This window comes from Nocardioides pelophilus, assembly GCF_014180685.1.
In the GTDB taxonomy this organism is placed as follows: Bacteria; Actinomycetota; Actinomycetes; order Propionibacteriales; family Nocardioidaceae; genus Nocardioides; species Nocardioides pelophilus.
Map to the genome: position 1 here is coordinate 1 of NZ_JACEHF010000027.1, position 24,122 is coordinate 24,122.

Consider the following 24,122-nt stretch of genomic DNA (forward strand, 5'->3'; position numbering starts at 1 on the left):
GGCCGTCGTCGGCCCGACGGCCGCCGCACCTCCGGCCGCGTCGTCGCAGCAGCCCGGCGCCCCCGCAGCCGTGGTGCACCAGGTCTTCCCGGAGATCACCCGGCTCAGCCTGGCAGGCAACGGGACCCACCGGCTCACCGTGACCCTGCAGCCCGAGCACCTCGGCGAGGTCCGGGTGACGCTGGTCGTGCGCGACGGCGCGGTGCGGGTCAGCATCGGGTCGGACCACGCGACCGAGGCCCTGATCCAGGGAGCACCCGAGCTGCGACGGCTGCTGGAGCAGGCCGGGGCGACCGACGCACGGGTCGTGATCCGCGACGCCTCACCGGCGGGAACGGACGCTCCCGGCACGGAGCCGCGCGGGCAGCGCGACACCGGCCAGCACGACGCCGGCCAGCACGACGCCGGCCAGCACGACGCCGGCGCCGGCACCCGGGAGCGGTCCGCGAGCCGCCAGGACCCCCCTCCCGACGGTCCGGTCCGGCCGGTCCACCCCGCCTCTCCGCCCGACTCGGCGACGACCCCCGGTCGGCTCGACCGACTCATGTAAGGAGCACGCAGATGTCCGTGACCCCACCCGAGGCCCTCGGATCGACCCCGTGGTCGACGCCGTCGACCACCGGCACGCCCGGCTTCGGTGACCAGCAGCTCTTCCTCGAGCTGATGGTCACCCAGCTGCGCTATCAGGACCCCCTCAACCCGACCGACTCCGCCGAGTTCCTCGCGCAGACCGCGCAGTTCACCTCGCTGGAGAAGATCCAGGCGGTCGCCGACCAGACCGCGATGATGGTCTCGACCCAGCTCGCCTTCGGCGCGAGCTCACTGATCGGCCAGACCGTCACCTACACCGGCGAGGACGGCGAGGAGCACACCGGCACCGTGACGGGCACGACGTTCCTGCCCACGGGCCCGGTCCTCGACGTCGACGGCGAGCAGGTCTCGCTCTTCAACATCCTCAGCGTCGGCGTCACCAGCGCCCCCGACGATCCCGCGGACCCCGCGGACCCCGCGGACCCCGCGGACCCGCCCGCCTGAACCACCACCCGATCGTCCGCACCCGCGGCCGACTGAACCACCACCGAGAGGAAACCCGATGCTGCGCTCACTCTTCGCAGGAATCAGCGGCCTGCGCAACAACCAGACCATGCTCGACGTCACCGGCAACAACATCGCCAACGCCAACACGACCGGCTTCAAGTCGAGCACCACGGTCTTCTCGGACACCCTCAGCCAGATGCTCACCGCAGCGTCCGGCGCCAACGCCGACCGCGGCGGCACCAACCCGATCCAGGTCGGCCTCGGCGTCCAGCTCGCCGCGACCAGCACCAACTTCGGCCAGGGCGCCGCCCAGACCACCGGACGGCAGACCGACGTGATGCTCAACGGCGACGGCTTCTTCGTCGTCCAGGACGGCCAGCAGAGCCTCTACACCCGGGCCGGGGCGTTCACGTTCGACGAGAACGGCATCCTGGTCGCACCCAACGGGATGCGGGTGCAGGGCTACGCGCTCGACGTCAACGGCGACCCGACCGGACCGCTGATCGACGTCTCCCTGGACACGGCCGGCCTCGGCCTGCCGCCGGGCGTCGAGCTCACGTCGTACTCGATCGGCTCCGACGGCAAGGTGCGGGGCGTCTTCTCCGACGACGTGCAGCGCGACATCTGCCAGCTCGCGATCGCCGACTTCGACAACCCGATGGGCCTGGACAAGGTCGGCGACACGATGTTCCGCGAGTCCGCGAACTCCGGAGCCGTCCAGCTCGGCGTGGCCGGCGAGGGCCAGCGCGGCCAGATCATGGCCGGCGCCCTGGAGATGTCGAACGTCGACCTGTCGGCCGAGTTCACGAACCTGATCCTCGCCCAGCGCGGCTTCCAGGCGAGTGCCCGCGTGATCACCACGTCGGACCAGGTTCTCGAAGAGCTGGTGAACATCAAGCGCTGACCGTCCAGGTGCCTCAGACACCGGCGACGGCTGCCGATAGGGACTGCGGACGGGCCAGGGACGGCCCGTCGACAGTCCGCATGCCGGCCCCGCCGGCAGGGATCGCGCACACGGAGGTGCGGAATGATCACGCTGACCCGTCTGTCGGGGACGGTGTTCCTGCTCAATGTCGACCTCATCGAGCGGATGGACGCCACGCCGGACACGGTGATCACGCTCGTCGACGGCAAGAAGTACGTCGTCGCGGAGTCGCTCGAGCAGATCCGCCGTGAAGTCGTGCAGTACCGCGCGGAGATCATCTCCACCGCGGGGATGTACGACGACCGGCCGGCCACGTCCGAGCCGCGCCAGGGGTCCCACCTCGCCGCGGTCCGCAGCGTGCCGCCCGCCGATCCGCCGGCCGCACCCGCCGAGGCCCACGGAGGGGAGCAGTCATGAAGGATCCGGCTGCCGTCATCGGGATCGGCCTCGGCATGGTGGTGATCGTCGCCGCCAACATGCTCGAGGGCGGCAACCCGATGAGCCTGGTGCTGGGGCCGCCGATGCTGCTGGTGTTCGGGACCACGCTGCTGGTCACCGTCGCCGGCGGCACGATGACCGATGCCAAGGAGGCGATGAAGGCACTCGTGCGGGCCTTCAAGGGTGGCGATGCGGCGCCCGGCGCCGACCTGGTGCCGCACGTGGTCACCCTCGCCGACCGGGCCCGCCGCGAGGGGCTGCTCGCGCTCGAGGACGGGCTCGCCGACGTACCCGAGCCGTTCCTGGTCAAGGGCGTGACGATGGCGATCGACGGCACCGACCCCGAAGAGGTGCGGGAGATCCTCGAGGCCGAGATCGACGCCAAGCGGCGCAAGGACAACCAGTCCGCCAAGTTCTTCAAGGACGCCGGTGCCTACGCACCGACCATCGGCATCGTCGGCACCGTGATGGGCCTGGTCCACGTGCTGGAGAGCCTGGCCGACCCGGAGTCCCTCGGGCCGCTCATCGCGGCCGCCTTCGTCGCCACCCTGTGGGGCGTGATGTCGGCCAACGTCTTCTGGTTCCCGATCGGCAACCGCATCAAGCGGCTCAGCGAGCTCGAGTGCTCCCGGATGGAGGTCGCGCTCGAGGGGGTCGCCGCGATCCAGTCCGGCGCCAACCCGCGGATGATCGCGGAGAAGCTCAAGTCGCTCCTGGTCGACGGCAGCGGCACCTCCCAGCCGGAGGCGGCCTGATGCCCCGACCGCACGGCCGCCGTCGGGGCGGCCACACCGAGGAGCACGAGGAGGGCGCCGAGCGCTGGCTGGTGACCTACGCCGACATGGTCACCCTGCTGATGGTGCTCTTCATCATCCTGTTCTCGATGTCGACCGTGAACGAGGAGAAGTACGAGGAGCTCAAGACCGGTCTCGCCGAGGGCTTCGGCCGCTCCTCGTCGATCCTCAACGGCACCAACCCGACGATCGACTACCGCGGCCCGGCGGTCCCGACCACGACCACCTACAACGCGGTCATGAAGCAGCTCAGCGCGGAGGAGCAGACCGCGGTCACCGAGTTCGTCAGCGAGCACGACCGCAAGCGCGAGCAACGGGCGTACGCCGACGCCCGCAACGAGGTCGACCGCCTGCTCAAGGTCTGGCGGGAGATCGAGGAGGCCCTGCGTCGCGAGGGTCTCGACGACGACGTCCGGGCGCTGATCGACGAGCGCGGCCTGGTCGTCAGCCTGGTCTCGCGCCACGTCGTCTTCCAGCCCAACGTGGCCGAGCTGACCCCCCGCGGGCAGCGGGTGGTCGACACCATCGCGCCGGTGCTGCTCGACCTCAGCGAACCGATCCAGGTCGACGGCCACACCAACCAGGTGCCGGTCAAGCCCAAGTACTACCCCACCGACTGGGACCTCTCCGTCGCCCGGGCCGTGCACGTGCTGCGCCGCCTCGAAGAGGTGCAGGGGCTGCCCGAGCACCGGCTCCGCGCCACCGGCTTCGGCCACACCAAGCCGCTGGTCGACCCCGACCGGCCCGGCTCCCAGCAGATCAACAAACGAGTCGACCTGATCGTGCTCAGCCAGGCGGCCGCGGGCACCCGCGCCCGGTTCGCCGAGGCCTACGACGACATGACCAGCGAGGAGGAGTCATGACCACCACGACGGCAGCGCCACCGGAGGAGAAGGCGGCCGCACCGAAGAAGTCGAGGAAGAAGCTCATCATCATCATCGCCGTGGTGCTCCTCCTCGGCGGTGGCGGCGGGTACTGGTTCGTGCTCAAGCCGAAGGGGGCCGAGGACGGTCCCCCCGAGCCGGGCACGGTGGTGCCGCTCGACCACGTCCAGATCAACCTCGCCGAGGGCCACTACCTGCGGCTGGGGCTGTCGCTGCAGCTGACCGCCGACGCCGGCGGCGAGGGCCACGGGGAGTTCGACGGGAGCAAGGCTCTGGACGCCGCGATCGACGTGTTCAGCGGGCGGAGCGTCGCGGAGGTCGCGAAGGAGGGGCAGCGGGCCAAGCTCAAGCTGGAGCTCGTGCACCTGCTCGAGGAGCGCTATCACGGCGACGTGATGGACGTGTACTTCACGGAGTTCGTCACGGAGTGAGGTAGCCGATCGACAAGGACGGATGGCCCGACCGGGCCATCCGGGTCCGGCTTGCCGGACATCGAGGAACGGCTCAGGTCCCGGCGTGCGCCGACGATGTTGCACCCGTGACCGTCGCTCCAGCTCCCTCGCGCACGACGTACGGCACCCGCGCGCGCCGGCGCTCGGGCCAGTCCGAGCCGGCGCCGTACGACTTCCGTCGGCCGATCCAGCTCTCGCGCGAACACCAGCGCACCCTGCAGCTCGGCTTCGACGGCTTCGCGCGGCAGGCGACCACGGTCTTCACCAGCTCGCTGCGCACCGTGTGCTCGATGGCCCTGGTCAGCATCGAGCAGCGCACCTACGCGGAGTACGTCGACAGCCTCGACTCCTCGACGTACATGACGCTGTTCACCGCCGACCCGATCCCGGGCACCGGCGTGCTCGAGATCCCGCTGTTCGCGACCATGTCGTGCGTCGACCACATGCTCGGCGGCCCCGGCGCCGACGAGCAGCCCGACCGGCCGCTCACCGAGATCGAGGCCGGGGTCATCGGCGGCCTGATCGAGCGGCTGCTGGGCGAGATGCGCTACTCCCTGTCGTCGATCGTCCCCCTCGAGCCGGTCATCACCGGCGCCGAGTACAGCCCCCAGTTCGCCCAGGTCGCGAGCGCCGCCGACGTGATGGTCGTGGTGAGCCTCGAGCTGCGGATCAACGAGCGCGGGCACCGGGTGACGGTCTGCCTCCCGTTCTCCGGCCTCCTCCCCCACCTGACCGATGCGACCGGCGCCGGGTCGGTCTCGGACCGGGAGCGCGCCCAGCGTGCCCTCGCGGCCCGCCTGCTGCAGGACCAGCTGTCCGAGGTGCCGGTCGCCGTCGCCGTGCGGTTCCGCCCGACCACCCTCGACCCCGCGACGCTCGCCGGGCTCCAGCCCGGCGACGTGATCCGGATCGACCACCCGGAGGCTGCGCCGCTCGACGTCACCGTCGCCGGCAACACCTTCGCGCACGCCACCCCCGGATCCCGGGGCCAGCGCCTGGCGGCACTCATCGTGGACACCCCCAAGGAGAAGCCATGACCGGCCCCAAGAACGCCGACAACGCAGCCAGCGCCGACACCTCGGCCACCGCCATCGCCGCGGCCGCGGCGGCCGCGGACGCACTGCCCAGTGCCGCCGAGCTGATCACCGGCCCGGCCCAGCCGGGTTCCGAGCACGTCGCGTCCGCGTTCGCGGGCGGCGCCCGGGTCGACCTCGACGGCGTGCCGGGTCGGATCGCTGTGCTCGTCGGCCAGGACCTGGTCGACGCCCTCGCCGCCAGCCCCCTCGGCGGGCTCGACCTGGCCGCCGCGTGCCAGCCCGCGCTCGACGCCGCCGCGCGGCAGCTCGGCGCGCACGCCCGCGCGGCGGAGACGCTCGACCTCGGCGCCGAGGGGTTCGACATCACCGCGGCGCTCGGCGAGGACTTCACGACGGTGCCGTTGATCGGAGTCGGCATCGACGCCGCGGTCCTGGTGGCCGCCTCGACACTGGCCGGCGCCCGGGCTCCGCTGACCGCCGAAGCCGAGGCCGAGGCCGAGCTGGAGACGATCGCGTCCGCCGGGGCACCTTCGCACGAGCCGTTCGTGCCCGCCTTCCAACCCGCGCCGCGCGGCCTCGAGCTGCTGCACGGGGTCGACATGGAGGTCACCGTCGAGCTCGGCCGGACCCGGATGACGGTCCGCGACCTCCTCGCCCTCTCCCCCGGCGCCGTGCTCGAGCTCGACCGTGCCGCCGGCAGCCCCGCCGACCTGCTGGTCAACGGCCGGCTGATCGCCCGCGGCGAGGTCGTCGTGGTCGACGAGGACTTCGGGTTGCGCGTCACCGAGATCCTCGACGCCGCGGCTGCGGTCTGAAGAAGCGAGAACTGTCGTGGTGGGGATGGGGCTCCAGCTGGTCGCGTCGCTCGCGGTGGTGGTCGGTCTCCTGCTCCTCATCGCCAAGCTCAGTGCGCGGCGGTTCGGAGGCCGGGCGGGCGCCACGGTCGAGGTGCTGGCACGCCAGTCGATCTCGCGCGGCAGCGGCGTCGTCGTCGTCCGCGTCGGCGGCCGGGTCCTCGTGCTGGGATCCACCGAGCAGCAGGTCTCGCTCCTGACCGAGATCGACCCGGCGGACGTCGTACCTCCCGCCGAGCCGGAGTACGACGCGACGGCCGGCTCCGAGGCGACCGTGACCGACTTCAACGAGCTGGTCGCCCGCGCCCGCCGTACCGACGGAGCACTCGCGGGCTCGATCGTGTCGCTCCAGACCTGGCGGCAGGCCTTCCAGGCAGTCACCCGGCGACGGCCTGCGTCATGACCCGGCCCACCCCGAGCGCGCTCACCCCGTGGGCACGCCGACTCGTGCTGCTCACCGTGCCCTTCGTCAGCGCGTGCGCCCTGCTGCTGGCGGGCGCCGGCAGCGCCGCAGCCGACCCGAACGGCCCCAAGGGACCGGGCGGGGCCGGCGGGCAGGGCAACACCGTCCAGATCGACCTCGGCGGCATGACCGACAAGCCGAGCAACAGCCTGGTGGCGATCCTGGCGCTGACCCTGATCAGCCTGCTGCCGGCCATCATGCTGACCTGCACGAGCTTCACCAAGGTGCTCGTCGTGCTCGGACTGACCCGCAACGCGCTCGGCCTCCAGCAGATCCCCAACAACCAGGTGTTGGCCGGGCTCGCGCTGTTCCTGAGCCTCTTCATCATGTCGCCCGTGATCGGCGAGATGAACGACCTCGCCCTGCAGCCCTACCTCGACGGGCAGCTGAGCGCCTCGCAGGCCTGGGACGCCGGCCTCCAGCCGTTGCGCGGCTTCATGCTCGACAACGCGGGGGACGACGAGCTGGCCCTGCTGACCAACGTCGCCGACCGTGAGCTCCCGGCCAACCGCGAGGACGTGCCGACGACCACCCTGATCCCGGCGTTCGTGCTCTCGGAGCTCAAGGACGCCTTCATCATCGGCTTCATCATCTTCATCCCGTTCCTCGTCATCGACATCGTCGTGAGCGGGGCGCTGATGAGCCTCGGCATGATGATGATGCCGCCGGTGATGGTGTCCCTGCCGTTCAAGCTGCTGCTGTTCGTGATGGTCGACGGGTGGGCGCTGATCATCAAGTCCGTGGTCGCGTCGTACGGGGCGGGTTGACGACGCCATGCCGACTCCCCTCATCACCGACACCGCGATCATCGAGATCGCGTCGAAGACCATGTGGGTCGCGCTGCAGCTGTCCGCGCCGATCCTGGTCACCGCCCTGGTCATCGGGTTCGCGATCTCGCTGTTCCAGTCGATGACCCAGATCCAGGAGTTCACGCTCTCGTTCGTGCCCAAGCTGGTCGGCGTCGGCGCCGCCCTGCTCTTCGCCGGCAACTGGATGTTGCACACCCTGGTGGCGTTCACCGTCGAGCTCTTCGACATGGTGCCCGGCCTGCTGGCCTGAGGGACGTCGCGTGAACATCACCGTCGCCGGCGCCCCGCTCCTCGCCCTGCTGCTCGCCTCCATCCGTGTGGTGGCGTGGCTCGCCCTGGTCCCGCCGTTCTCCACGCGCGGCGTGCCTGCGATGGCGAAGGTCGTGATCGCGATCGGGCTGTCGTTCGCAGTGACGCCCGGGCTCGCCGACGACCCGCTCCCCACCACGACGCCCGAGGTGATCCTGGCGGTCGTCGGCCAGGCGGTGATCGGTCTCGGCATGGGCTTCGTGACCATGCTCCTGATCTCGGCGATCGCGGCCGCCGGCACCCTGATCGACCTCTTCGGCGGGTTCGCGCTCGCGTCCGCCTGGGACCCGCTGGCCCTCAACATGAACAGCGTCTTCGGCCGCTTCCACCAGATGCTGGCGATCGCGCTGCTGCTGGTGTCCGGCGGGCACCTGATGGTGATCGGCGGCCTGCTCAGCACGTTCGACTACCTGCCGCTCACCGGGTTCCCCGACATCGGCCACTGGACCGACATCCTGGTCACCGCGTTCTCGATGTTCTTCACGGTGGCGGTCCAGATCGCCCTCCCGATGATCGCGGTGCTCTTCATCGCCGACCTGGCGCTGGCGCTGATGACCAAGGTGGCCCCCCAGCTCAACGCGCTGACCGTGATGTTCCCGGCCAAGGTCGGACTGACCCTGATGCTGCTCGGCCTCTCCTTCCCCGTGCTGCCCGCGGCGATGGAACGGGTGGTCGGCCTCGCCAACGAGGCGATGGCTGCGATGGCAGGGGCGTAGCGATGTCCGGGAGCGCCGAGAAGACCGAGAAGCCCACACCGCGCCGGCTCAAGCAGGCCAAGAAGGACGGCCAGGTCCCGCGGACCCCCGAGATCGGCGGGTGGCTCGGGCTGCTGGTGTTCAGCCTCGCGCTCGGGCCGCTCATGGACCGCGAGGTCACCGAGCTGCGGGACCTGATGTCCGCGAGCCTCCGGGCGATCGAGCGGCCGACCGTCGAGGTCGCCTTCGCACTGCTGCGGGAATCGACGCTGCACGTCCTGATCTCGCTGGTCGTGCTCGGCTCCATGGTGATGGTGATCGGCATCGCCTCGGCGCTCGCCCAGGGCGGGTTCTTCCTGTCCCCGAAGCTCGCGAAACCGTCGGCGAAGAAGCTCAACCCGATCCAGGGCGCGAAGCGGCTGTTCGGACCGCAGGCGCTCTGGGAGGGCGTCAAGATGCTGGTCAAGGCGAGCGTCGTGGCCTTCCTCGCGTGGTCGTCGCTGCGCGCGCTGATGCCGTTGGTGGGCGGGCTCATGCCGATCGAGGCGGTGCTCGCCGCGGTCAGCGGCGAGGTGAGCGCGATGTTCCTCAGCGTCGGGATCGCCGGCGTCGTGATGGCCGCTGCCGACTACGCCGTCGTCCGCCGCCGGATCGGCAAGCAGGTCCGGATGACCCACGCCGAGGTGAAGCAGGAGCACAAGCAGACGGAGGGCGACCCGCTGATCAAGAGCGCGATCCGGTCCCGGCAGCTCGCCGCCGCGCGGAGCCGGATGATCCGCGACGTCTCCGAGGCCGACGTGGTGCTGGTGAACCCGACCCACGTCGCGGTCGCACTCCGCTACCAGCCCGAGCTCGGCGCGCCGCGGGTGGTCGCGCGCGGCGCCGGCGCGATCGCGGACCGGATCCGCCAGGTCGCCTCGGAGGAACGGGTCCCGATGGTCCGGGACGTGCCGCTCGCCCGCGCGCTCTACCGCAGCTGCGAGGTCGGCCAGGAGATCCCGGCCGAGCTCTGGGCCGCGGTCGCGCAGGTGCTCGCCTTCGTCATCCGTCTCCGCTCCCGCGGCCAGCAGGCCGGGTCCCACTCGACCCCGCGCCGCCAGGACGCCGTGCCCGACGTACGACGCGGCGCCCGGCGCCGGGTCCCGACACCCGCCGCGCTCGGCGCGGCGAAGACCTCAGGTGCGGCCGATGCAGGCCGATGAGCGCATCGGAGCCAGGACGGCGCCGATTGCGTGCCACGGACGGCACGGAAGTCGACCGCCCCTGGAGAGGTCCCGTACGACGTGAACCCGCTGACCAAGCTCGGTGTCCCTGTCGCCATCGTGCTCATCGTCGTGATGCTCGTGGTGCCGCTGCCCCCGATGGTCCTCGACGTGCTCATCGCCTTCAACATCACCGGGGCCCTGCTCGTGCTGATGGTGGCGATGTTCATCCACCGCCCCCTCGACTTCGCAGCCTTCCCCTCCGTCATCTTGGTGATGACCCTGTTCCGCCTCGCGCTCAACGTCAGCGCCACCCGGCTGGTGCTCATCGACGCCTACGCCGGCAAGGTGATCGACACCTTCGGTCACTTCGTGGTCGGCGGGTCGCTGATCGTCGGCCTGATCGTGTTCGCGATCCTGCTCGTCATCCAGTTCGTCGTCATCACCAACGGCGCCGGCCGGGTGGCCGAGGTCGGCGCCCGGTTCGCGCTCGACGCGATGCCCGGCAAGCAGATGGCGATCGACGCCGACCTCAACTCCGGCCTGATCGACGAGGACCAGGCCCGGCGCCGCCGGGCCGAGGTGCACGCCGAGGCCGACTTCCACGGCGCGATGGACGGCGCGTCCAAGTTCGTCAAGGGCGATGCGATCGCGGCGATCATCATCACCCTCGTCAACCTGATCGGCGGCCTGGCCGTCGGCGTCGCCCAGCACGGGATGCCGTTCGGCGAGGCGGTCACGACGTACTCGCTGCTCTCCATCGGTGACGGCCTGGTCTCGCAGATCCCCGCCCTGCTCCTCTCCGTCGCCACCGGCCTGGTCGTGACCCGGGCGGTCGCCGAGGAGGACATGGGCTCCGACCTGCTCCGCCAGGTCACCGCCCGCCGGACCCCGCTGCGGATCGCCGGCTTCGGCGCTCTGGCCATCTGCCTGGTGCCGGGACTGCCCAAGCTCCCGTTCATCATCGCGGGCGGCGTGATGCTCCTCGCCTCGAGCCGGATCGAGGAGAGCGAGCAGGAGGACGAGGCCGTCGACGCCGCCGCCGCGGCGCTGCCCGCCCCCGACTCGGCCGAGCAGCTGGCCGCCGAGATCCGGGTCGACCCGCTCGGCCTCGAGCTGTCCGCCGACTTGATCGACCTGGTCGACGCGCGGTCGGGCGGCGACCTGCTGGACCGGGTCAAGGCGCTGCGCCGCAAGATCGCCGGCGAGCTCGGCATCGTCATCCCGCCGGTGCGCACCCGCGACAGCCTCGAGCTGCCGCCGGGCAGCTACTCGATCACCCTGTACGGCGTCGAGGTCGCTCGCGGCGAGGCGCCGCGCGGAACGATGCTCGCCATCGGCGACGCGATCGCGTCGCTGCCCGGCCAGATCACCCGCGAGCCCGTCTTCGGGCTCGAGGCGAAGTGGATCCCGGCCGAGATGCGGCACCAGGCCGAGTCCGCGGGCGCGACCGTCGTCGACCGCGCGTCGGTCATGACCACGCACCTGGCCGACGTCGTGCACCAGAACGCGGCTCACCTTCTCGGACGTGAGGACGTCCGGCTGCTGACCGACGTGGTCAAGCGCAGCCACCCCGCGGTCGTCGAGGAGCTCACCCCCGTGCAGCTCTCGCTCGGCGAGGTGCAACGGGTGCTGAGGTCGCTGCTCGAGGAGCGGGTGCCGATCCGGGACCTGGTGCGGATCCTCGAGGCGCTCTCCGTGCGGGCGGCCACGTCGAAGGAGCTGGACGGCCTGGTCGAGGCTGCCCGGGCCGCGCTGGAGCCGGCGCTCGCCGCGCCGTACGTCTCGAACGGGACGCTGCACGCGATCAGCTTCGAGCCGGTGCTCGAGCAGCGGATGCTCGAGGGCCTGCGCCAGACCGAGCAGGGCGCGACGCTCGTCATCGACCCGGAGACCGCGCAGCACGTGCTCCTCTCCCTCGCCCAGCTGCTCACCGCGGCCGAGAACCAGAACCTGCAACCGGTCCTGGTGTGCGCGCCCCAGATCCGCGCCGCCGTACGCCGGTTCGTCCGGCCGGCCGTGGACCGCCTGCCGGTCCTCTCCTACACCGAGCTCAACGCAGCCCGCACGGTCCAGTCGGTCGGTGTCGTCACCGCCGTCGGCTCCGGCCACGAGCTGGTGGTCGGGGCATGAACGGCCGACCGGACCTGCCGGGGCTGGTCAACGGCCCGGTGCTGATGCTGTCCGCGCTCCTCGCGTCCCCGGCGTGCGTGCTGCTCGCGCAGGGTCTGCTCACCGTCACCGAGGTGCTGATCCGCTACCTCGTGATCACCGTGGGCTGCATCGTGCTGTGGGGCGTGCTCCGGGCTGGGCTGATCGCACTCGTGACCCGGCCGCTGCCCGTCGGCGCGGACGACGCGAACGGCGCAGACGACGCGATCAGCGGTGTCGTCGTCGATGCCAGAGCCGCCCAGGTCGTCGGCGAGCGGCCTGCGTCGCTGGACCCGGACGCGCTCGACATGCCTGCCGAGGACCTGATCGCCCTGTCGCTGCGCCGCGAGGAGAAGGGCACCGCGGCCTAGCCGTTGGCGCTGGGTCAGGCGATCGCCGGGACCACCCACTCGGCGCGGCAGCCCGCGCCGTGGGCGCTCTCGATCGTGAAGTGACCCCCGAGCGCCTCGGCGCGGTGCCGCGCGTTGTCGAGGCCGCTGCGACGGTCGATCGCCACCGGGTCGAAGCCGACGCCGTCGTCGCTGACCCGCAGCGTCACCCACCCCGCGGAGGCGGTGAGCTCGACCTTCGCGGAGGTGGCGTGGGCGTGGCGCATCAGGTTGGACAGCGACTCCCGCAGGGTCAGGAGCAGGCTGTCAGTGGCCTCCGGCGTGAGCGACCGCTCGACCTGGCCGGACAGGCGCAGCAGGGGCAGGAACCCGATCAGCGGCGCGTACTCGCCGATCAGGGCACGCACGTCCTCGAGGAGCGACTTCTCTCCTCCGCGGCCGAGCTCGTAGATCGTCGCGCGCAGGTCGCCGATCGCGACGTCGAGCTCGGCGACGGCCTCGTCGATCCGGGCGCTCACGGCGGCGGGGCTGCCGAGGTTGCGCGCCCCCTGCAGCTGCATGCCGGTCGCGAAGAGCCGCTGGATCACGAGGTCGTGGAGGTCGCGCGCGATGCGGTCGCGGTCCTTCGCCAGCAGCAGCTCGTGCCGCTCGCGCAGCGCGTGGGCGCGGTCGAGCGTGAGTCCGGCGTGGTCGGCCAGGGCCGAGATCACGTCGCGCTCGACGCCGTCGAGCTGGCGCCAGGCGCTCGCCTCGTCGACCAGGAGCACCGCAGCCGGCGCGAGCTCGGTGCGCACCGGGATCGCCAGCGTCGCCACCCCGGAGTCGGTCCGGATCTCGACCAGCTCGCCGCCCGCCGCTCGGGCGATCTCGTCGGCGACCTCCTTGACGGTGAGCATCAGGTCCTCCTGGCCGCCGCCCGCGCACGCGGTGATCTCGAGCCGCTCGGACGCGGCGTCGATGAGCGCGACCGCCCTCGCCCCGGACATCTCCCGGACCTGCTCGGCCATCGCGTTCAACGCGAGGTCCTCCTGGAGCGACGGCGCCAGCGCCGTCGCCACCCGGGCGACACCCTGCATCCATCCCCGGTGCCGCTCGCTCTGCTCGAAGGCGCGCGCGTTGTTGATCATCACGCCGGCGGCGCGGCCGAGGACCTCGACCAGGGCCTGGTCCCGGGCAGTGAACGCCGGGCTGTCGGGCCCGTTGCCGAGGTAGAGATGGCCGAACGCGCGCTCGCCCATGAGCACCGGCGCGCCGAGGAACCGGTCGATCGGCGGGTGCCCCTCGGGGAGTCCGCCGAAGACCGGGTGGTCCTCCACGTGGTCGATGCGCACCGGCTCGCGCAGCCGCGGCACCAGGCCGAGCAGACCGAGCCCCTCGGGCGGCCGGCCGATCCTGGCAAGGGTCTCGTCCGACATCCCGTGCACGACCAGGTCGACGAACGAGCCGTCGTCGTCGACCATCGCCAGGACGCCGTACTGCGCGTGGGTCAGGGCGCAGGACGACTCGACGATCCGGCGCAGCACGCCGTGCAGGTCCAGATCGGAGCCGATCGCGACGACGGCGTCGAGAAGCGCCCGAGCCTCGTCAGGAAGCTCCAACTCCATTCCGATCGCCCGTCCTCCCTCCCCGTGCCCACCGGGGTGGGCCTACCAGGAACGGTACGGCGTCCGGCACCTCGACGCGACTGGAACACGCATTTCACGCCTGCGGAGGTGCTCCCCCGCCGGGCCCCGCGGCCGGGTCGCGGAGGGTGGCCTGCAGCGCCGGGGCGAGCAGGGCGGCCAGCTCCGCGGCGACGTCGTCCTCGGTCTCGGGCGGCATCGCGACATAGCTGATGCCGAGGCGGGCGATCGTCCGGGCGAGGGTGCGGGCGGCGACCGGGTCGACGATCGGCCAGATCCGGCCGACAGCCTCGGTCAGACGGCCCGCGATGTGCGCCAGCAGCTGGCCGCTGTCCGTCGTCACCAGTCGCACCAGGTCGGGGTGGGCGTTGCCGTCCTGGACCCGCTTGATCAGGGGATCCGCCGAGGTCGCGTGGAGGAACGTCCGCAACGCGGCCTCGAGGGCGGCCTGCGGGTCGCCCGCGTTGGCCTCCAGGTCAGCGTCGACGAGGTCGCAGAACGCGTCGGCGAGCTCGAAGGCGTAGGCCTCGGCAAGGCCGGCCCTCGAGCCGAAGTCGTTGTAGATCGTCTGCCGGCTCACACCGGCCTTCTTGGCGACGGTCTCGAGCGTGACCTTGCGCCACTGCTTCTCGGTGAGCACCTCGCGAAGGGCAGCGAACACCGCGGTGCGGGTCGGCACTCCGGAGCGCGGCATGCAAGGAACCCTAGTGCCGGTCCCGCGCGACGACCGAGGGCGGCAGCTCGATGTCCGGCACGAGCTCGACCAGCAGCCCGCGGACCCGGGCGTCGAGGTCGGCGACGATCGCGCGGACCGTGGCCTCGTCCTGGCCTCCGGGGTCGGCCACCGGCCAGTCGACGTAGCGCACGCCGGGGACGTAGGGGCACTCCTCGCCGCAACCGAGCGTGATGGCCATGTCGCTGGCGGCGATGGTGTCGCGGGTCAGCACCTTCGGGTGCTCCTTGGAGGTGTCCAGGCCGAGCGCCTCCAGCACCTCGGCGACCTCGGGGTGGATGTGGTCGCCCGGTTGGGTGCCTGCCGACAGCGCCACCACGCGGCCCTGGGCGTAGTGCTCGGTCAGGACACGCGCAGCCACCGACCGGCCGCCGTTGCGCACGCACGCGAAGACGACCTGGGGTCGGGTCCCCGTGCGGGTGTCGCTGGGGGTCTCGGTCATGGCTTTCCTTCCGGCTCTCTGGTGTCAGGGAAGAACCGTCGCGCCCACAGGCTGACGTAGACCAGGCCGACGAGCACCGGGACCTCGATGAGGGGTCCGACGACACCGGCCAGGGCCTGGCCGCTGGTGACGCCGAAGACGGCGATGGCCACCGCGATGGCCAGCTCGAAGTTGTTGCCGGCCGCGGTGAACGCCAGCGTCGTCGAGCGGGCGTATCCCAGGCCCGCAGCCCGGGCCAGCACCATCCCGGCCGTCCACATCACGGCGAAGTAGGCCAGCAGGGGCAGCGCGATGCGGGCGACCGCGAGCGGGTTGTTGGTGATCTCGTCGCCCTGCAGCGCGAACAGCACCACGATGGTGAACAGCAGCCCGTAGAGCGCCCAGGGGCCGATGCGAGGCAGGAACCGCGTCTCGTACCAGTCGCGGCCGCGCGCTCGTTCGCCGACGCGACGGGTGAGGAAGCCCGCGACCAGCGGGATGCCGAGGAAGACGACGACGCTGGCGGCGATCTCCCACGCGGAGACGTCGAGGCCGGTCGTCGACAGGCCGAGCCAGCGGGGCAGCGCCTCGAGGTAGAACCAGCCCAGGAACCCGAACGCGACGACCTGGAACACCGAGTTCAGCGCCACCAGGATGGCGGCGGCCTCACGGTCGCCGCAGGCCAGGTCGTTCCAGATGATCACCATCGCGATGCACCTGGCCAGCCCCACGATGATCAGCCCGGTGCGGTACTCCGGCAGGTCGGACAGCAGCAGCCAGGCGAGGGTGAACATCAGCGCCGGACCGATGAGCCAGTTCAACACCAGCGACAGGCCCAGCGTGCGCCAGTCGCGGGTGACCGACCCGAGCTCGTCGTACCGCACCTTCGCCAGGACCGGGTACATCATGACCAGCAGGCCGAGGGCGATCGGCAACGAGACCGAGCTGATCGTGACCGCGTCCAGGGCGTCGGCGATGCCGGGGACCCAGCGTCCGAGCAGCAGCCCGGCGACCATGGCTGCGCCGATCCACACGGGCAGGAACCTGTCCAGCCGCGACATGGCGCCGGCCACACCGTGGGGAGCGGCGCCGGTCGCCTGCGCGTCGCGGTCGGAGCGGGGTGGGACGGTCATCGATCTCCTGCCTCGGAGCAGCGGACGGCGGTGGCGAACTCAGGTGGCGGCCGGTAACGTATCACCCGATGATGACATCAACGAATGCTGATGTGACCAGCGACGTCGTGCTGAGGGTGCTCAGCGACCCGCTGCGCCGGCGGATCGTGGCCCTGCTGGCCCGCGAGCAGCTGTGCAACTGCCACCTGACGGAGGCGACCGGCGCCGGGCAGACGACCGTCAGCAACGCGCTGCGGGTGCTCCGCGAGGCAGGCATGGTCGAGACCGAGCCGTGCGGCCGGTTCACCTATTACCGACTGCTGCCCGAGCCGCTGGCCGGGCTCGCCGACGAGCTGTCCGCGCTGGCCCGCTCGGCGCGGGAGAGCCCGGACCACAAGCGCCCCTGCTGAGCCGCCGACGGGCGATCGCGCCGCTCAGCCGACCGGCGTCAACCGGAAGACCCGGATCTCGCGATCCGTGCGGGTGCGGTACGTCGCGTAGACCGCGGTGAGGTCGACCATCTTCTGGAAGCCTGCGGCCGCCTCGGCGCCGCTGAGCAGCTCGGCGACGACCGGCACCTCGACGCCGCCCGAGATCACCCGCGCCTGCGGCTGGGCGAGCAGGTTGCCGGTCCACGCCGGGTGGTGCTGCTGACCGAAGTTGGACCCCACCACGATCACCGAATCGCCGTCGCGCGCGAACAGCAGCGGGCTGAGCCGCGGCTGACCCGACTTGCGCCCGATGGTCTCCAGCACGAGCGTGGGCGCCCCGATCGGTCCGAGGAGGGTCCTGCGACCGCGGGTGCGGAGCAGGAGCTTGCGGTCCAGGGGCATCAGCTTGCGGATGGTCCAGGAACCGGGTCGGGTCGAGGCGAACCTGGTGCCGACGCGGGCGAGCACAGAGCCTTCGCGGCCCCAGCGGTAGTCGGGGATGGTCATGCCTGATTGAAGCAGTACTACGGTCGGCACATGGCACAGAAGATGAGAGTCCGCCGCGGGCTCGCCCGAGGCCTCCTGCGTGCGACGAGATGGCGACTCGTCGGAACCGTGCCGCGGAAGGGGATCCTCATCGGCGCGCCTCACACCTCCCGCTGGGACTGGGTGGCGATGCTGCTGATCGCGTGGGCCAACAGCGCCCGCCCGCAGGTGCTCGTCAAGCACACCTACTTCAAGGGCCCCCTCGGCTGGATCATGCACGCCACGGGCGGCATCCCGCTCGACCGGGAGAACCCGGGTGCCACGATCCGGGCGCTGCTGAAGGACGCCGAGTCGCACGACTCCTTCCTCCTCGTCATCGCCCCCGAGGGGACGCGGAGCAAGACGGACTACTGGAAGCCGGGGTTCTACCGGATCGCCGGGCAGACCGGCCTCCCGATCGGCCTGGGGTTCATCGACGGCCAGACCCGCACGCTCGGGATGGGGCCGACGATCACGCCGTCCGGCGACGTCGTGGCCGACATGGACATCGTCCGCGCCTTCTACGCCGACAAGCGCGGAGTCCACCCCGAGCTGTGGGCCGAGCCGCGGCTCCGTGAGGAGTCCTCGGCCGGCGGCACCGGCTCAGGCTCAGGCTCAGGCTCAGGCTGACGCTGCGGCCGCTTCGATGCACTTCCTGAGCGCCGCGCTGGAGTGCTTGACCGACATCTTCACGAAGGGCTCGATCATCCGGCCCAGCGCCTTCCCGGCGAGTCCTCCGGGCAGGTCGTAGTGGATGTGGGCGCGGATCCGGGTCGTGTTCTCGTCGACCGCCTCGAAGTGCCACACCGACCGGACCGGGAAGCCCTTGATCGCCTCGAACGAGATCAGCTCGTTCTTCACCCACCCGTCGACCTTGATCGTCGAGTGCAGCGTCGCACCGACGTGCATCGACGCGTCGAAGACCGCGCCCAGACCCTGGTCCTGCTCGCCGGCCGGTTCGAACTTCTGGATCCCGGACAGCCAGTGGGTGGCGTTCCGGTAGTCGTCGGCGTAGGCGAACGCGACCTCGACCGGCGCGGCGCACTCGTTGGCAATGTCGATGTCAACGCCCATGCCGGGAAGGCTATCGCCGGCCCGGGGCCGCCGGATCAGTCGTCCAGCGCCGGGTAGTCGGTGTAGCCACGGGCGCCTCCGCCGTAGAACGTCCGGTAGTCGGGCTCGTTCAGCTCCGCGCCGACCGCGAGCCGGGCCGGCAGGTCCGGGTTCGAGATGAACTGGCGCCCGAAGGCCGCCGCGTCGACGTACCCGGCCTTGATCAGGCGCTCCGCCTTCTCGACCGTGTAGTTGCCGGCCCCGACGATCACGCCTGGGAACGCCGTGCGCAGCGACCGTCGGAACGCGTCGTCCAGCTCCGGTCCCCCGGCCCAGTCCGGCTCGGACAGGTGGAGGAAGGCCAGGCCACGACGTGCGAACTCCGCCGCCAGGTGGAGCCCCATCGGTTGACCGGCACTGTCGTCGAGGCCGTTGAACGACCCGAGCGGAGAGATCCGGATCCCCACCCGGTCGGCGTCCCACGCGCCGACGACGGCATCGACGACCTCCAGTGCGAACCGGGCGCGGTTCTCCATCGAGCCGCCGTAGGCGTCGGTGCGCTCGTTGCTGGTCTCGGAGAGGAACTGGTGGATCAGGTAGCCGTGGGCGCCGTGGATCTCGACCGCGTCGAAGCCGGCCTCGCGCGCGTTGACGGTGGCCCGGCGGTAGTCGTCGACCGTCTGCACGATCTCCTCGAGCTCGAGTGCACGAGGGGTCGGGCAGTTCGCCCGGGTCGGCGCGCCGTCCTCGCCACGAACGGTCGTCCGGTTGCGGTAGGGCATGCCCGAGGCGGACACCGGGGGCCGGCCGTCGTGGAACGACTCGTGGGAGACCCGCCCGACGTGCCACAGCTGCAGCGCGATCCGGCCGTCCGCCTCGTGCACGGCGTCGGTGATCTTCCGCCAGCCCGCCACCTGCTCCTCGGAGTAGATGCCCGGGGTGTCCATGTATCCCTTGCCCTGCGGCGAGATCTGGGTCCCCTCGGCAATCACCAGACCCGCGCTCGCCCGCTGGCGGTAGTACTCCAGCATCAGCTCGTTCGGCACGTCGCCGGGCGGCGTGGCTCGCATCCGGGTCAGCGGGGCCATGAAGACCCGGTTCGGGACCTCGAGGGCGCCCACCGTCAACGGCTGGAAGAGGAGCTCGTGCACCGGCCCAGTGTGCCCTCCCCCTCGTTCAGCCCTCCGGCGGGATGTTCTGGTTCATCGCAAAGACGTTCTCCGGGTCCCAACAACGCTTCAGCCGCACCAGGCGGTCGTACTTCTCGGCCCCGAAGGTGCCGCGGACCCGCGAGTTGTCGATGTCACTGACGAAGTTGAGCGCCATCCCCGCCATGCTCCACGGACCGAGCGCCTCCTCGCTGGCCCGTGCCCACGCGATGTTGGGGGTGTCGTCCGCGTCCGTCCAGCTCGCGTAGCAGTGGAACAGCCACTCGGCGGAGCGGCCGGACAACGCGGTCGCGTCCTCGGCCACGTCCCCCACGGCGCCCCCTGTCCGACCCAGCACGACGACACTGGTGGGTGAGACGGCTCGCGCTGCGCAGGCGATCAATGCATCGATCGCCTCGTCCGGGGCGTCCGGCAGCAGGTCGGATCGCCAGTAGTTGCGCCGTCCCGGCGGGTTACCGGCGTCGGTGATCATCTGGAAGTCCATGTAGGTCGTCGGACCCATCAGGTCCACCCGCGGCTCGCCGTACTCCTTCAGCGACGCCAACGACGTGGCCCCGTCCTCGACGCTCCCCCAGTGCCCGGCGATCACGCTGACCACCGGTGCCCCGCGCAGCTCCGGAGGCACGAACGGCGCCGGCGGGGCGTGCATGAAGATCACCCCACCTGTCACCTCGCGCGGCGCGTCCCTCAGGAAGTCGCGGACGTGGCGCACGACCTCGGGCGCCTGAACACGCGGATACATCAGCATGCCGGCGTACACCTCGGGACCGACCGGGTGCAGCCGCAGGGTGAACTCGGTGACCACACCGAAGTTGCCGCCCCCGCCGCGCAAGCCCCACAGCAGCTCTGCATTCTCGGACTCGTCGACGACGACCGTCTCGCCCGCCGCGGTGACGACCTCGGCGGCGACCAGGTTGTCGCAGGCGAGCCCGTGCAGCCTCTCCAGCCATCCGCTCCCACTGCCGAGGACGAATCCCGCCACACCCGTGGTGGTCATCCGGCCGCCGGTGGTGGCCAGGCCGTGCGCCTGGGTGGCGGCGTCGAGCTCGCCCCAGACGACGCCGGGCTGCACCCGGACCAGTCGACCCTCCGCATCGATGTCGATCGCCTTCATCGGGCCCAGATCGAGGAGCAGTCCGCCCTCGATCGTCGAGTAGCCAGCGACGGAGTGGCCGCCGCCGCGGACGGCGAGCGGCAGCCCCTTCGCGCGGGCGAAGGTGATCGCGTGCGCCACGTCCGCGTTGCTCTCGGCTCGCGCGATCACCGCCGGCCGGCGGTCGAACATGGCGTTGAAGGCGGTGCGTGCAGCGTCGTAAGCGGCACCGTCAGCCGCAGTGAGGATCTCGCCGGTGAAACCGGCGCGCAAGGGGCCGAGGTCGAGCCCGGCAGCAGTGGGAGCGCTGGTGGTCATGGCGCGAGCGTGCTCCCACGGCGGGCGTCCGTCAGTGCTGCGCGTCACAGGCCATCAGCCGACGCTCCGAGGGCATCGCGATCGTGAACGACGAAGTGGCCGTCCTGCTGGCTGATCACTCCGCTCGCAACCAGCGGAGCCAGAGCGCGGTTCACGTTCTCCCTCGACGCCGCGACCAGGGCGGCGAGGGTGCGCTGCGACAGCTCCAACCGGATCCTCGTCCCGCCGGCGACCGGCTCTCCGAACTCGTCGGCCAGCGCCAGCAGCGTGCGCGCTGCTCGCCGCCGGATGTCGTCGAACGCCAGGCCGGTGAAGGAGTGGGCGGCGCGTACCGTGAGCCCCGCGATCTGCTCGAGCATCAGCTCGAGCGCGGTCGGATGCCGGCCCAGGAAGTCCAGGAGCAGCTGCCGGCGGAGCAGGAGGCACCGGGTCGGCGCCATCGCCGTCACGCTGACCTGGCGGATCCGACTCCGATGAAAGAGCCCTACCTCGCCCGTGGCGTCGACGGCGGCGTTGATCGCGACGATCACCTCGGCACCGTCGCGACTCAGTCGGTGCGACTTCAGCATCCCCTCGGCGATGACGAGCAGCACGTCGGCCCGGTCACCTTCGATCCACACCGACTCGCCGGCGTCGTACCGCTGCTCGGTGAGGTGCGGCACCAGCTCCTCGACGTCGCCACGGGCGAGTCCACCGAAGAGAGGGGTCTGCAACAGGATCCACGCCGGGTCCATGCCGCGAAACTACCTCTTGTCGAGCCCAGCCAGGTGGCGAACGATCGATGCGGCCGGTGCGATCTGGTGGATCCGGGCGACCGTCTCGCCCGCGTAGAGCGGGGACGTCTCGAGGATCCGGTCGGGGACGTTGCCGGCGGGCGGAGTGGGGCTGAAGAACGGCACCCCGACCGCCTGGTGCCGCAGCATCCACGCCTGAGCCGAGTCCGGCGACCGGCTGAGCACCGGACGGGTCGCCCGGTTGAGGAGTCGTACGACGCCCGGCCCGCGCGGGTCCCGACGCAGCCACCTGCGCGTCGCGTCGTTCGGCAGCACCCGGTGGGCGCCCGGCCAACCGACGCCGAAGAGCTCGGTGAGGACGGTCGCGGAGCCGTCTACGAGCCGCTGTTTGTAGCCGGCCGTCGCGCCGCTCTCCTCCGACATCAGGAACCGGGTCCCGGCGACAGCAGCGTCCGCACCGGCCGCCAGCGCGCGGGTCACGTCGTCGGCGTCGGCGGTGCCGCCGGCGAGGAGCACGGGACAGTCCCGCGGGAGTACGGCGCGAACCTGCTCGAGCAGGTCCCGTGCGGGCAGGACTCCCCGCACGTGCCCACCGGCTTCGACCCCCTGCACGATGACCGCGTCCGCTCCGGCGTGGTGGGCGGCCCGGGCCTCGTCCACCGAGCCCGCCTGGTGGATCCAGGTGCCGCCGTGCTGACGACGCGGCGTACCCCAGAAGGTGACCACGACGTCGGCCGCCGACGCGGCTCGCCAGTGGGCCGCCCGCGCGAAGGGCAGCAGCAGGTTCACGGCCAGTGGCCGGTCGGTCAGGTCGCGGGCTGCCGTGAGCTGGCGGGTCAGCGACGCCGGCGCAGCCATGCCCAACGTGCCGAGCCCGCCCGCCTCGGACACCGCTGCCGCGAGCCGCGGACCGGCGACGCCGCCCCCCATCCCGGCCTGGACCACCGGCACCTCGATCCCGACCCGGTCCACGAAGTCGGCCATGCGAGGAATCCTCTCAGCTGCTCTCCACGGGACCGCAGCGCACGTCGAACCTGTCCCGGATGGTGTCGAGGGTCTGTCGGTGATGTTCGCGATCCCGGCGATGGGTGCGCAAGAACTCCATGGTGCCGAGCATCCGGCGGGGCAGCGGGTACCAGAGGTCGTAGTCGAGACCGCAGTCCAGGATGACCTTGTTCGGGAGGGCGTCGGAGATCACGCTGAGGTTGTGCATCGAGAGGCTCATCGACGCGTAGATGGCCAGTGGCCTCGCCTTGGTGAAGAGGTCCTCGACGTCCAGCACGTAGAGCCCGACGTCGCGGAGCTGGTCGGTGAACATCAGGTGCGTCATGAAGTACCCCGCGAACGACGAGAAGACCCCGGTGGTGCTGGCGCGCATCTGGAGGGAGAGCGTCCGACCCGACGGCGACACCAGTGGTTCGTACGGGTGCAGTTCTCCTGCGCGCAGCAGCGACCCGGTGCAGTTGATCAGCCAGGTCCCCGGCACCACCGGGCGGGTGTCCCCGCTCCTCAGCACCAGCTCGACGCCTGCGTCGCCATCGACCGCATCGGCGAAGTACTCGCTCTCCACGGTCGACAAGCCGTTCTCGATCAGGTCGCTCTCTGCTTCGGACATGTACGCGCCGAAGTAGTCCCTCGGCGCCGGAACGGGACCGACGCCGTACGTCGCACGGAACCAGTCCCTGACCTCGTCCTCGTTGGTCCCGTCGAAGCGCCGCGTGGTCTGCCGCACCATCGTGTTGATCGGGGTCCCCGACCACCACCGTTTCGCGCCGACAGGGAAGAACGTGTCGCGGCGCGTGAAGATCGTGCCGGGTCCCGCCAGCATGTTGATCTCCCGGCCCGGGAACGTGGTGATCAGCAGGTGCGCGGCGTCCATCGCCGTCTTGCCGCCTCCGACGATCCAGATCGGCGTGTCGTCAGCGCGCAGCTCGGCGTCGTGTGAGCCGAGGAGCTCGGGGGTGATGGAGCGCACCCGGGTGCTCGACACCGCGAGCGGCTCGTTGGGCAGCACCCGGTGCCCGAACGCCTTGATCAGCCGCTTCGCGCGCAGGGTCCGCCGCCGCCCGTCCGGTGCCTTCAACACCACCTCGACCAGGTCGCCGGACTCCCGGTGCGACTCGTAGTCCCAGCCGAGGCTCTCCCGGACGTCCAGCCGTTGCTTCGCGATGTCGAGGCAGTGCTCGAAGTGGTCGAGGACCTCGGACTTGGTGGCCAGGTGGCTCGGCGGCGCCTGGAGCGTCCACTTGATCTTGCCCGCCGTGAAGATCCCGTGCGGCTGGTGGAGCCGGACATGGTCGTAGGTGTCGACCCACATCCCCCCGACTCGATGCCTGCTGTCGACCAGGGCGACGCTGGTGCCCCGTGGGAGGTAGGTGGTCGCCACGACGAGGGCGTTCAGGCCCGCGATCCCGGCGCCCACGATGCAGAGCTCGTGCGTCTCGAGCGACTCGGTCGGTGCGTGGTCGTTGTTCGCCGTCATTCGGTCCCCCTCGGATCGGGCGGTCAAC

General features: G+C 71.2%; 29 protein-coding genes. 18 read left to right on the forward strand and 11 right to left on the reverse strand.

What is annotated here, in order from left to right:
• The 16 genes from H0488_RS07525 to H0488_RS07600 form a co-directional block, all read left to right on the forward strand.
• Window positions 1-550: flagellar hook-length control protein FliK (locus H0488_RS07525; protein ID WP_183098672.1), on the forward strand; the 550-nt coding region annotated here is incomplete at its 5' end.
• Between the two features lie 11 nt (window positions 551-561).
• Window positions 562-1,035 carry a flagellar hook capping FlgD N-terminal domain-containing protein gene (locus H0488_RS07530; RefSeq protein ID WP_183098673.1) on the forward strand — a complete coding sequence of 158 codons (474 nt, stop codon included), beginning with the start codon at window positions 562-564 and terminating at the stop codon, window positions 1,033-1,035.
• A gap of 58 nt (window positions 1,036-1,093) precedes the next feature.
• The gene (locus H0488_RS07535) at window positions 1,094-1,942 is read left to right on the forward strand and encodes a flagellar hook-basal body complex protein (RefSeq protein WP_183098674.1); all 849 of its coding nucleotides are present in this window, start codon (window positions 1,094-1,096) and stop codon (window positions 1,940-1,942) included.
• A gap of 123 nt (window positions 1,943-2,065) precedes the next feature.
• Window positions 2,066-2,380 carry a flagellar FlbD family protein gene (locus H0488_RS07540; protein ID WP_183098675.1) on the forward strand — a complete coding sequence of 105 codons (315 nt, stop codon included), beginning with the start codon at window positions 2,066-2,068 and terminating at the stop codon, window positions 2,378-2,380.
• Window positions 2,377-3,156: a motility protein A gene (locus H0488_RS07545; RefSeq protein ID WP_183098676.1), complete on the forward strand. Its 780-nt coding sequence runs from the start codon at window positions 2,377-2,379 to the stop codon at window positions 3,154-3,156. Before H0488_RS07540 ends, H0488_RS07545 begins: the two co-directional genes overlap by 4 nt.
• A complete protein-coding gene (locus H0488_RS07550; RefSeq protein WP_183098677.1) occupies window positions 3,156-4,058 on the forward strand; it encodes an OmpA/MotB family protein in 903 nt (300 codons plus the stop codon). The genes H0488_RS07545 and H0488_RS07550 overlap by 1 nt, the downstream gene beginning before the upstream one ends.
• Entirely contained in the window at window positions 4,055-4,510 is a 456-nt protein-coding gene (locus H0488_RS07555) for a flagellar basal body-associated FliL family protein (protein ID WP_183098678.1), read from the forward strand. Before H0488_RS07550 ends, H0488_RS07555 begins: the two co-directional genes overlap by 4 nt.
• Before the next feature lie 107 nt (window positions 4,511-4,617).
• Window positions 4,618-5,568 (forward strand): flagellar motor switch protein FliM, encoded by a 951-nt coding sequence (locus H0488_RS24970; protein WP_183098679.1) that lies wholly within the window; start codon window positions 4,618-4,620, stop codon window positions 5,566-5,568.
• Window positions 5,565-6,383 (forward strand): flagellar motor switch protein FliN, encoded by an 819-nt coding sequence (gene fliN / locus H0488_RS07565; RefSeq protein ID WP_183098680.1) that lies wholly within the window; start codon window positions 5,565-5,567, stop codon window positions 6,381-6,383. Before H0488_RS24970 ends, fliN begins: the two co-directional genes overlap by 4 nt.
• A 25-nt stretch (window positions 6,384-6,408) precedes the next feature.
• Entirely contained in the window at window positions 6,409-6,825 is a 417-nt protein-coding gene (locus tag H0488_RS07570; protein ID WP_183098681.1) for a flagellar biosynthetic protein FliO, read from the forward strand.
• Window positions 6,822-7,652: a flagellar type III secretion system pore protein FliP gene (gene fliP / locus H0488_RS07575; protein WP_183098682.1), complete on the forward strand. Its 831-nt coding sequence runs from the start codon at window positions 6,822-6,824 to the stop codon at window positions 7,650-7,652. Before H0488_RS07570 ends, fliP begins: the two co-directional genes overlap by 4 nt.
• 7 nt (window positions 7,653-7,659) lie before the next feature.
• Window positions 7,660-7,944: a flagellar biosynthesis protein FliQ gene (gene fliQ / locus H0488_RS07580; protein WP_220794305.1), complete on the forward strand. Its 285-nt coding sequence runs from the start codon at window positions 7,660-7,662 to the stop codon at window positions 7,942-7,944.
• 10 nt (window positions 7,945-7,954) lie between these two features.
• Complete coding sequence (locus H0488_RS07585; RefSeq protein ID WP_183098683.1) at window positions 7,955-8,719, forward strand: flagellar biosynthetic protein FliR; 765 nt, start codon at window positions 7,955-7,957, stop codon at window positions 8,717-8,719.
• Window positions 8,720-8,721: 2 nt separating this feature from the next.
• Window positions 8,722-9,900: an EscU/YscU/HrcU family type III secretion system export apparatus switch protein gene (locus H0488_RS07590; RefSeq protein ID WP_183098684.1), complete on the forward strand. Its 1,179-nt coding sequence runs from the start codon at window positions 8,722-8,724 to the stop codon at window positions 9,898-9,900.
• Between the two features lie 81 nt (window positions 9,901-9,981).
• Window positions 9,982-12,033, forward strand: a complete 2,052-nt coding sequence (flhA, locus tag H0488_RS07595) for a flagellar biosynthesis protein FlhA (RefSeq protein ID WP_183098685.1) — start codon at window positions 9,982-9,984, stop codon at window positions 12,031-12,033.
• On the forward strand, window positions 12,030-12,422 hold the full coding sequence (locus tag H0488_RS07600) for a hypothetical protein (protein WP_183098686.1): 393 nt from the start codon (window positions 12,030-12,032) through the stop codon (window positions 12,420-12,422). The genes flhA and H0488_RS07600 overlap by 4 nt, the downstream gene beginning before the upstream one ends.
• 14 nt (window positions 12,423-12,436) lie before the next feature.
• On the opposite strand, the gene H0488_RS07605 is transcribed toward H0488_RS07600, so the two are convergent.
• The 4 genes from H0488_RS07605 to arsB all read right to left on the reverse strand — a co-directional run bounded on the left by H0488_RS07605 (window position 12,437) and on the right by arsB (window position 16,238).
• Window positions 12,437-14,005 (reverse strand): GAF domain-containing sensor histidine kinase, encoded by a 1,569-nt coding sequence (locus H0488_RS07605; RefSeq protein ID WP_183098687.1) that lies wholly within the window; start codon window positions 14,003-14,005, stop codon window positions 12,437-12,439.
• A 94-nt stretch (window positions 14,006-14,099) separates the two neighbouring features.
• The gene (locus H0488_RS07610; RefSeq protein ID WP_183098688.1) at window positions 14,100-14,717 is read right to left on the reverse strand and encodes a TetR/AcrR family transcriptional regulator; all 618 of its coding nucleotides are present in this window, start codon (window positions 14,715-14,717) and stop codon (window positions 14,100-14,102) included.
• A 10-nt stretch (window positions 14,718-14,727) separates the two neighbouring features.
• Window positions 14,728-15,198: an arsenate-mycothiol transferase ArsC gene (locus H0488_RS07615; protein ID WP_183098689.1), complete on the reverse strand. Its 471-nt coding sequence runs from the start codon at window positions 15,196-15,198 to the stop codon at window positions 14,728-14,730.
• The gene (gene arsB, locus H0488_RS07620) at window positions 15,195-16,238 is read right to left on the reverse strand and encodes an ACR3 family arsenite efflux transporter (RefSeq protein ID WP_183098708.1); all 1,044 of its coding nucleotides are present in this window, start codon (window positions 16,236-16,238) and stop codon (window positions 15,195-15,197) included. The genes H0488_RS07615 and arsB overlap by 4 nt, the downstream gene beginning before the upstream one ends.
• Before the next feature lie 164 nt (window positions 16,239-16,402).
• Here arsB and H0488_RS07625 point away from each other — a divergent pair, with 164 nt between their 5' ends.
• Complete coding sequence (locus tag H0488_RS07625; protein WP_312856246.1) at window positions 16,403-16,699, forward strand: ArsR/SmtB family transcription factor; 297 nt, start codon at window positions 16,403-16,405, stop codon at window positions 16,697-16,699.
• A 24-nt stretch (window positions 16,700-16,723) separates the two neighbouring features.
• Here the strand turns inward: H0488_RS07625 and H0488_RS07630 are convergent, their stop codons facing one another.
• The gene (locus tag H0488_RS07630; protein WP_183098691.1) at window positions 16,724-17,227 is read right to left on the reverse strand and encodes a nitroreductase family deazaflavin-dependent oxidoreductase; all 504 of its coding nucleotides are present in this window, start codon (window positions 17,225-17,227) and stop codon (window positions 16,724-16,726) included.
• Between the two features lie 30 nt (window positions 17,228-17,257).
• Between H0488_RS07630 and H0488_RS07635 the strand changes: the two genes are divergently transcribed.
• A complete protein-coding gene (locus tag H0488_RS07635; RefSeq protein ID WP_220794306.1) occupies window positions 17,258-17,875 on the forward strand; it encodes a 1-acyl-sn-glycerol-3-phosphate acyltransferase in 618 nt (205 codons plus the stop codon).
• Here H0488_RS07635 and H0488_RS07640 read toward each other — a convergent pair.
• Genes H0488_RS07640 through H0488_RS07665 form a run of 6 tightly spaced genes read right to left on the reverse strand, consistent with a single transcriptional unit; the run spans window position 17,867 to window position 24,094 of the window.
• Window positions 17,867-18,319 (reverse strand): SRPBCC family protein, encoded by a 453-nt coding sequence (locus tag H0488_RS07640; protein ID WP_183098692.1) that lies wholly within the window; start codon window positions 18,317-18,319, stop codon window positions 17,867-17,869. The two genes, H0488_RS07635 and H0488_RS07640, sit on opposite strands and share 9 nt — an antisense overlap.
• A gap of 35 nt (window positions 18,320-18,354) precedes the next feature.
• A complete protein-coding gene (nemA, locus tag H0488_RS07645; protein ID WP_183098693.1) occupies window positions 18,355-19,449 on the reverse strand; it encodes an N-ethylmaleimide reductase in 1,095 nt (364 codons plus the stop codon).
• A gap of 25 nt (window positions 19,450-19,474) precedes the next feature.
• The gene (locus tag H0488_RS07650; protein ID WP_183098694.1) at window positions 19,475-20,878 is read right to left on the reverse strand and encodes an FAD-binding oxidoreductase; all 1,404 of its coding nucleotides are present in this window, start codon (window positions 20,876-20,878) and stop codon (window positions 19,475-19,477) included.
• Window positions 20,879-20,922: 44 nt separating this feature from the next.
• The gene (locus tag H0488_RS07655; protein ID WP_183098695.1) at window positions 20,923-21,612 is read right to left on the reverse strand and encodes a Crp/Fnr family transcriptional regulator; all 690 of its coding nucleotides are present in this window, start codon (window positions 21,610-21,612) and stop codon (window positions 20,923-20,925) included.
• 9 nt (window positions 21,613-21,621) lie between these two features.
• Window positions 21,622-22,596 carry an NAD(P)H-dependent flavin oxidoreductase gene (locus H0488_RS07660; RefSeq protein ID WP_183098696.1) on the reverse strand — a complete coding sequence of 325 codons (975 nt, stop codon included), beginning with the start codon at window positions 22,594-22,596 and terminating at the stop codon, window positions 21,622-21,624.
• A 13-nt stretch (window positions 22,597-22,609) separates the two neighbouring features.
• Window positions 22,610-24,094 carry an NAD(P)/FAD-dependent oxidoreductase gene (locus tag H0488_RS07665; RefSeq protein WP_183098697.1) on the reverse strand — a complete coding sequence of 495 codons (1,485 nt, stop codon included), beginning with the start codon at window positions 24,092-24,094 and terminating at the stop codon, window positions 22,610-22,612.
• Window positions 24,095-24,122: the final 28 nt, after the last annotated feature.

Bases quoted from the DNA above. Each gene is read 5' to 3' on its own strand.
- H0488_RS07615 (WP_183098689.1), bottom strand. From the start codon at position 15,198: ATGACCGAGACCCCCAGCGACACCCGCACGGGGACCCGACCCCAGGTC.
- fliN (WP_183098680.1), top strand. From the start codon at position 5,565: ATGACCGGCCCCAAGAACGCCGACAACGCAGCCAGCGCCGACACCTCG.
- H0488_RS07540 (WP_183098675.1), top strand. From the start codon at position 2,066: ATGATCACGCTGACCCGTCTGTCGGGGACGGTGTTCCTGCTCAATGTC.
- H0488_RS07605 (WP_183098687.1), bottom strand. From the start codon at position 14,005: ATGGAGTTGGAGCTTCCTGACGAGGCTCGGGCGCTTCTCGACGCCGTC.
- H0488_RS07590 (WP_183098684.1), top strand. From the start codon at position 8,722: ATGTCCGGGAGCGCCGAGAAGACCGAGAAGCCCACACCGCGCCGGCTC.
- H0488_RS07570 (WP_183098681.1), top strand. From the start codon at position 6,409: ATGGGGCTCCAGCTGGTCGCGTCGCTCGCGGTGGTGGTCGGTCTCCTG.
- H0488_RS07530 (WP_183098673.1), top strand. From the start codon at position 562: ATGTCCGTGACCCCACCCGAGGCCCTCGGATCGACCCCGTGGTCGACG.
- H0488_RS07660 (WP_183098696.1), bottom strand. From the start codon at position 22,596: ATGGCCGACTTCGTGGACCGGGTCGGGATCGAGGTGCCGGTGGTCCAG.
- H0488_RS07665 (WP_183098697.1), bottom strand. From the start codon at position 24,094: ATGACGGCGAACAACGACCACGCACCGACCGAGTCGCTCGAGACGCAC.
- H0488_RS07555 (WP_183098678.1), top strand. From the start codon at position 4,055: ATGACCACCACGACGGCAGCGCCACCGGAGGAGAAGGCGGCCGCACCG.
- H0488_RS07610 (WP_183098688.1), bottom strand. From the start codon at position 14,717: ATGCCGCGCTCCGGAGTGCCGACCCGCACCGCGGTGTTCGCTGCCCTT.
- H0488_RS07635 (WP_220794306.1), top strand. From the start codon at position 17,258: ATGGCACAGAAGATGAGAGTCCGCCGCGGGCTCGCCCGAGGCCTCCTG.
- H0488_RS07630 (WP_183098691.1), bottom strand. From the start codon at position 17,227: ATGACCATCCCCGACTACCGCTGGGGCCGCGAAGGCTCTGTGCTCGCC.
- H0488_RS07640 (WP_183098692.1), bottom strand. From the start codon at position 18,319: ATGGGCGTTGACATCGACATTGCCAACGAGTGCGCCGCGCCGGTCGAG.
- H0488_RS07545 (WP_183098676.1), top strand. From the start codon at position 2,377: ATGAAGGATCCGGCTGCCGTCATCGGGATCGGCCTCGGCATGGTGGTG.
- H0488_RS07550 (WP_183098677.1), top strand. From the start codon at position 3,156: ATGCCCCGACCGCACGGCCGCCGTCGGGGCGGCCACACCGAGGAGCAC.
- H0488_RS07600 (WP_183098686.1), top strand. From the start codon at position 12,030: ATGAACGGCCGACCGGACCTGCCGGGGCTGGTCAACGGCCCGGTGCTG.
- fliP (WP_183098682.1), top strand. From the start codon at position 6,822: ATGACCCGGCCCACCCCGAGCGCGCTCACCCCGTGGGCACGCCGACTC.
- H0488_RS07650 (WP_183098694.1), bottom strand. From the start codon at position 20,878: ATGACCACCAGCGCTCCCACTGCTGCCGGGCTCGACCTCGGCCCCTTG.
- fliQ (WP_220794305.1), top strand. From the start codon at position 7,660: ATGCCGACTCCCCTCATCACCGACACCGCGATCATCGAGATCGCGTCG.
- H0488_RS07535 (WP_183098674.1), top strand. From the start codon at position 1,094: ATGCTGCGCTCACTCTTCGCAGGAATCAGCGGCCTGCGCAACAACCAG.
- H0488_RS07655 (WP_183098695.1), bottom strand. From the start codon at position 21,612: ATGGACCCGGCGTGGATCCTGTTGCAGACCCCTCTCTTCGGTGGACTC.
- arsB (WP_183098708.1), bottom strand. From the start codon at position 16,238: ATGTCGCGGCTGGACAGGTTCCTGCCCGTGTGGATCGGCGCAGCCATG.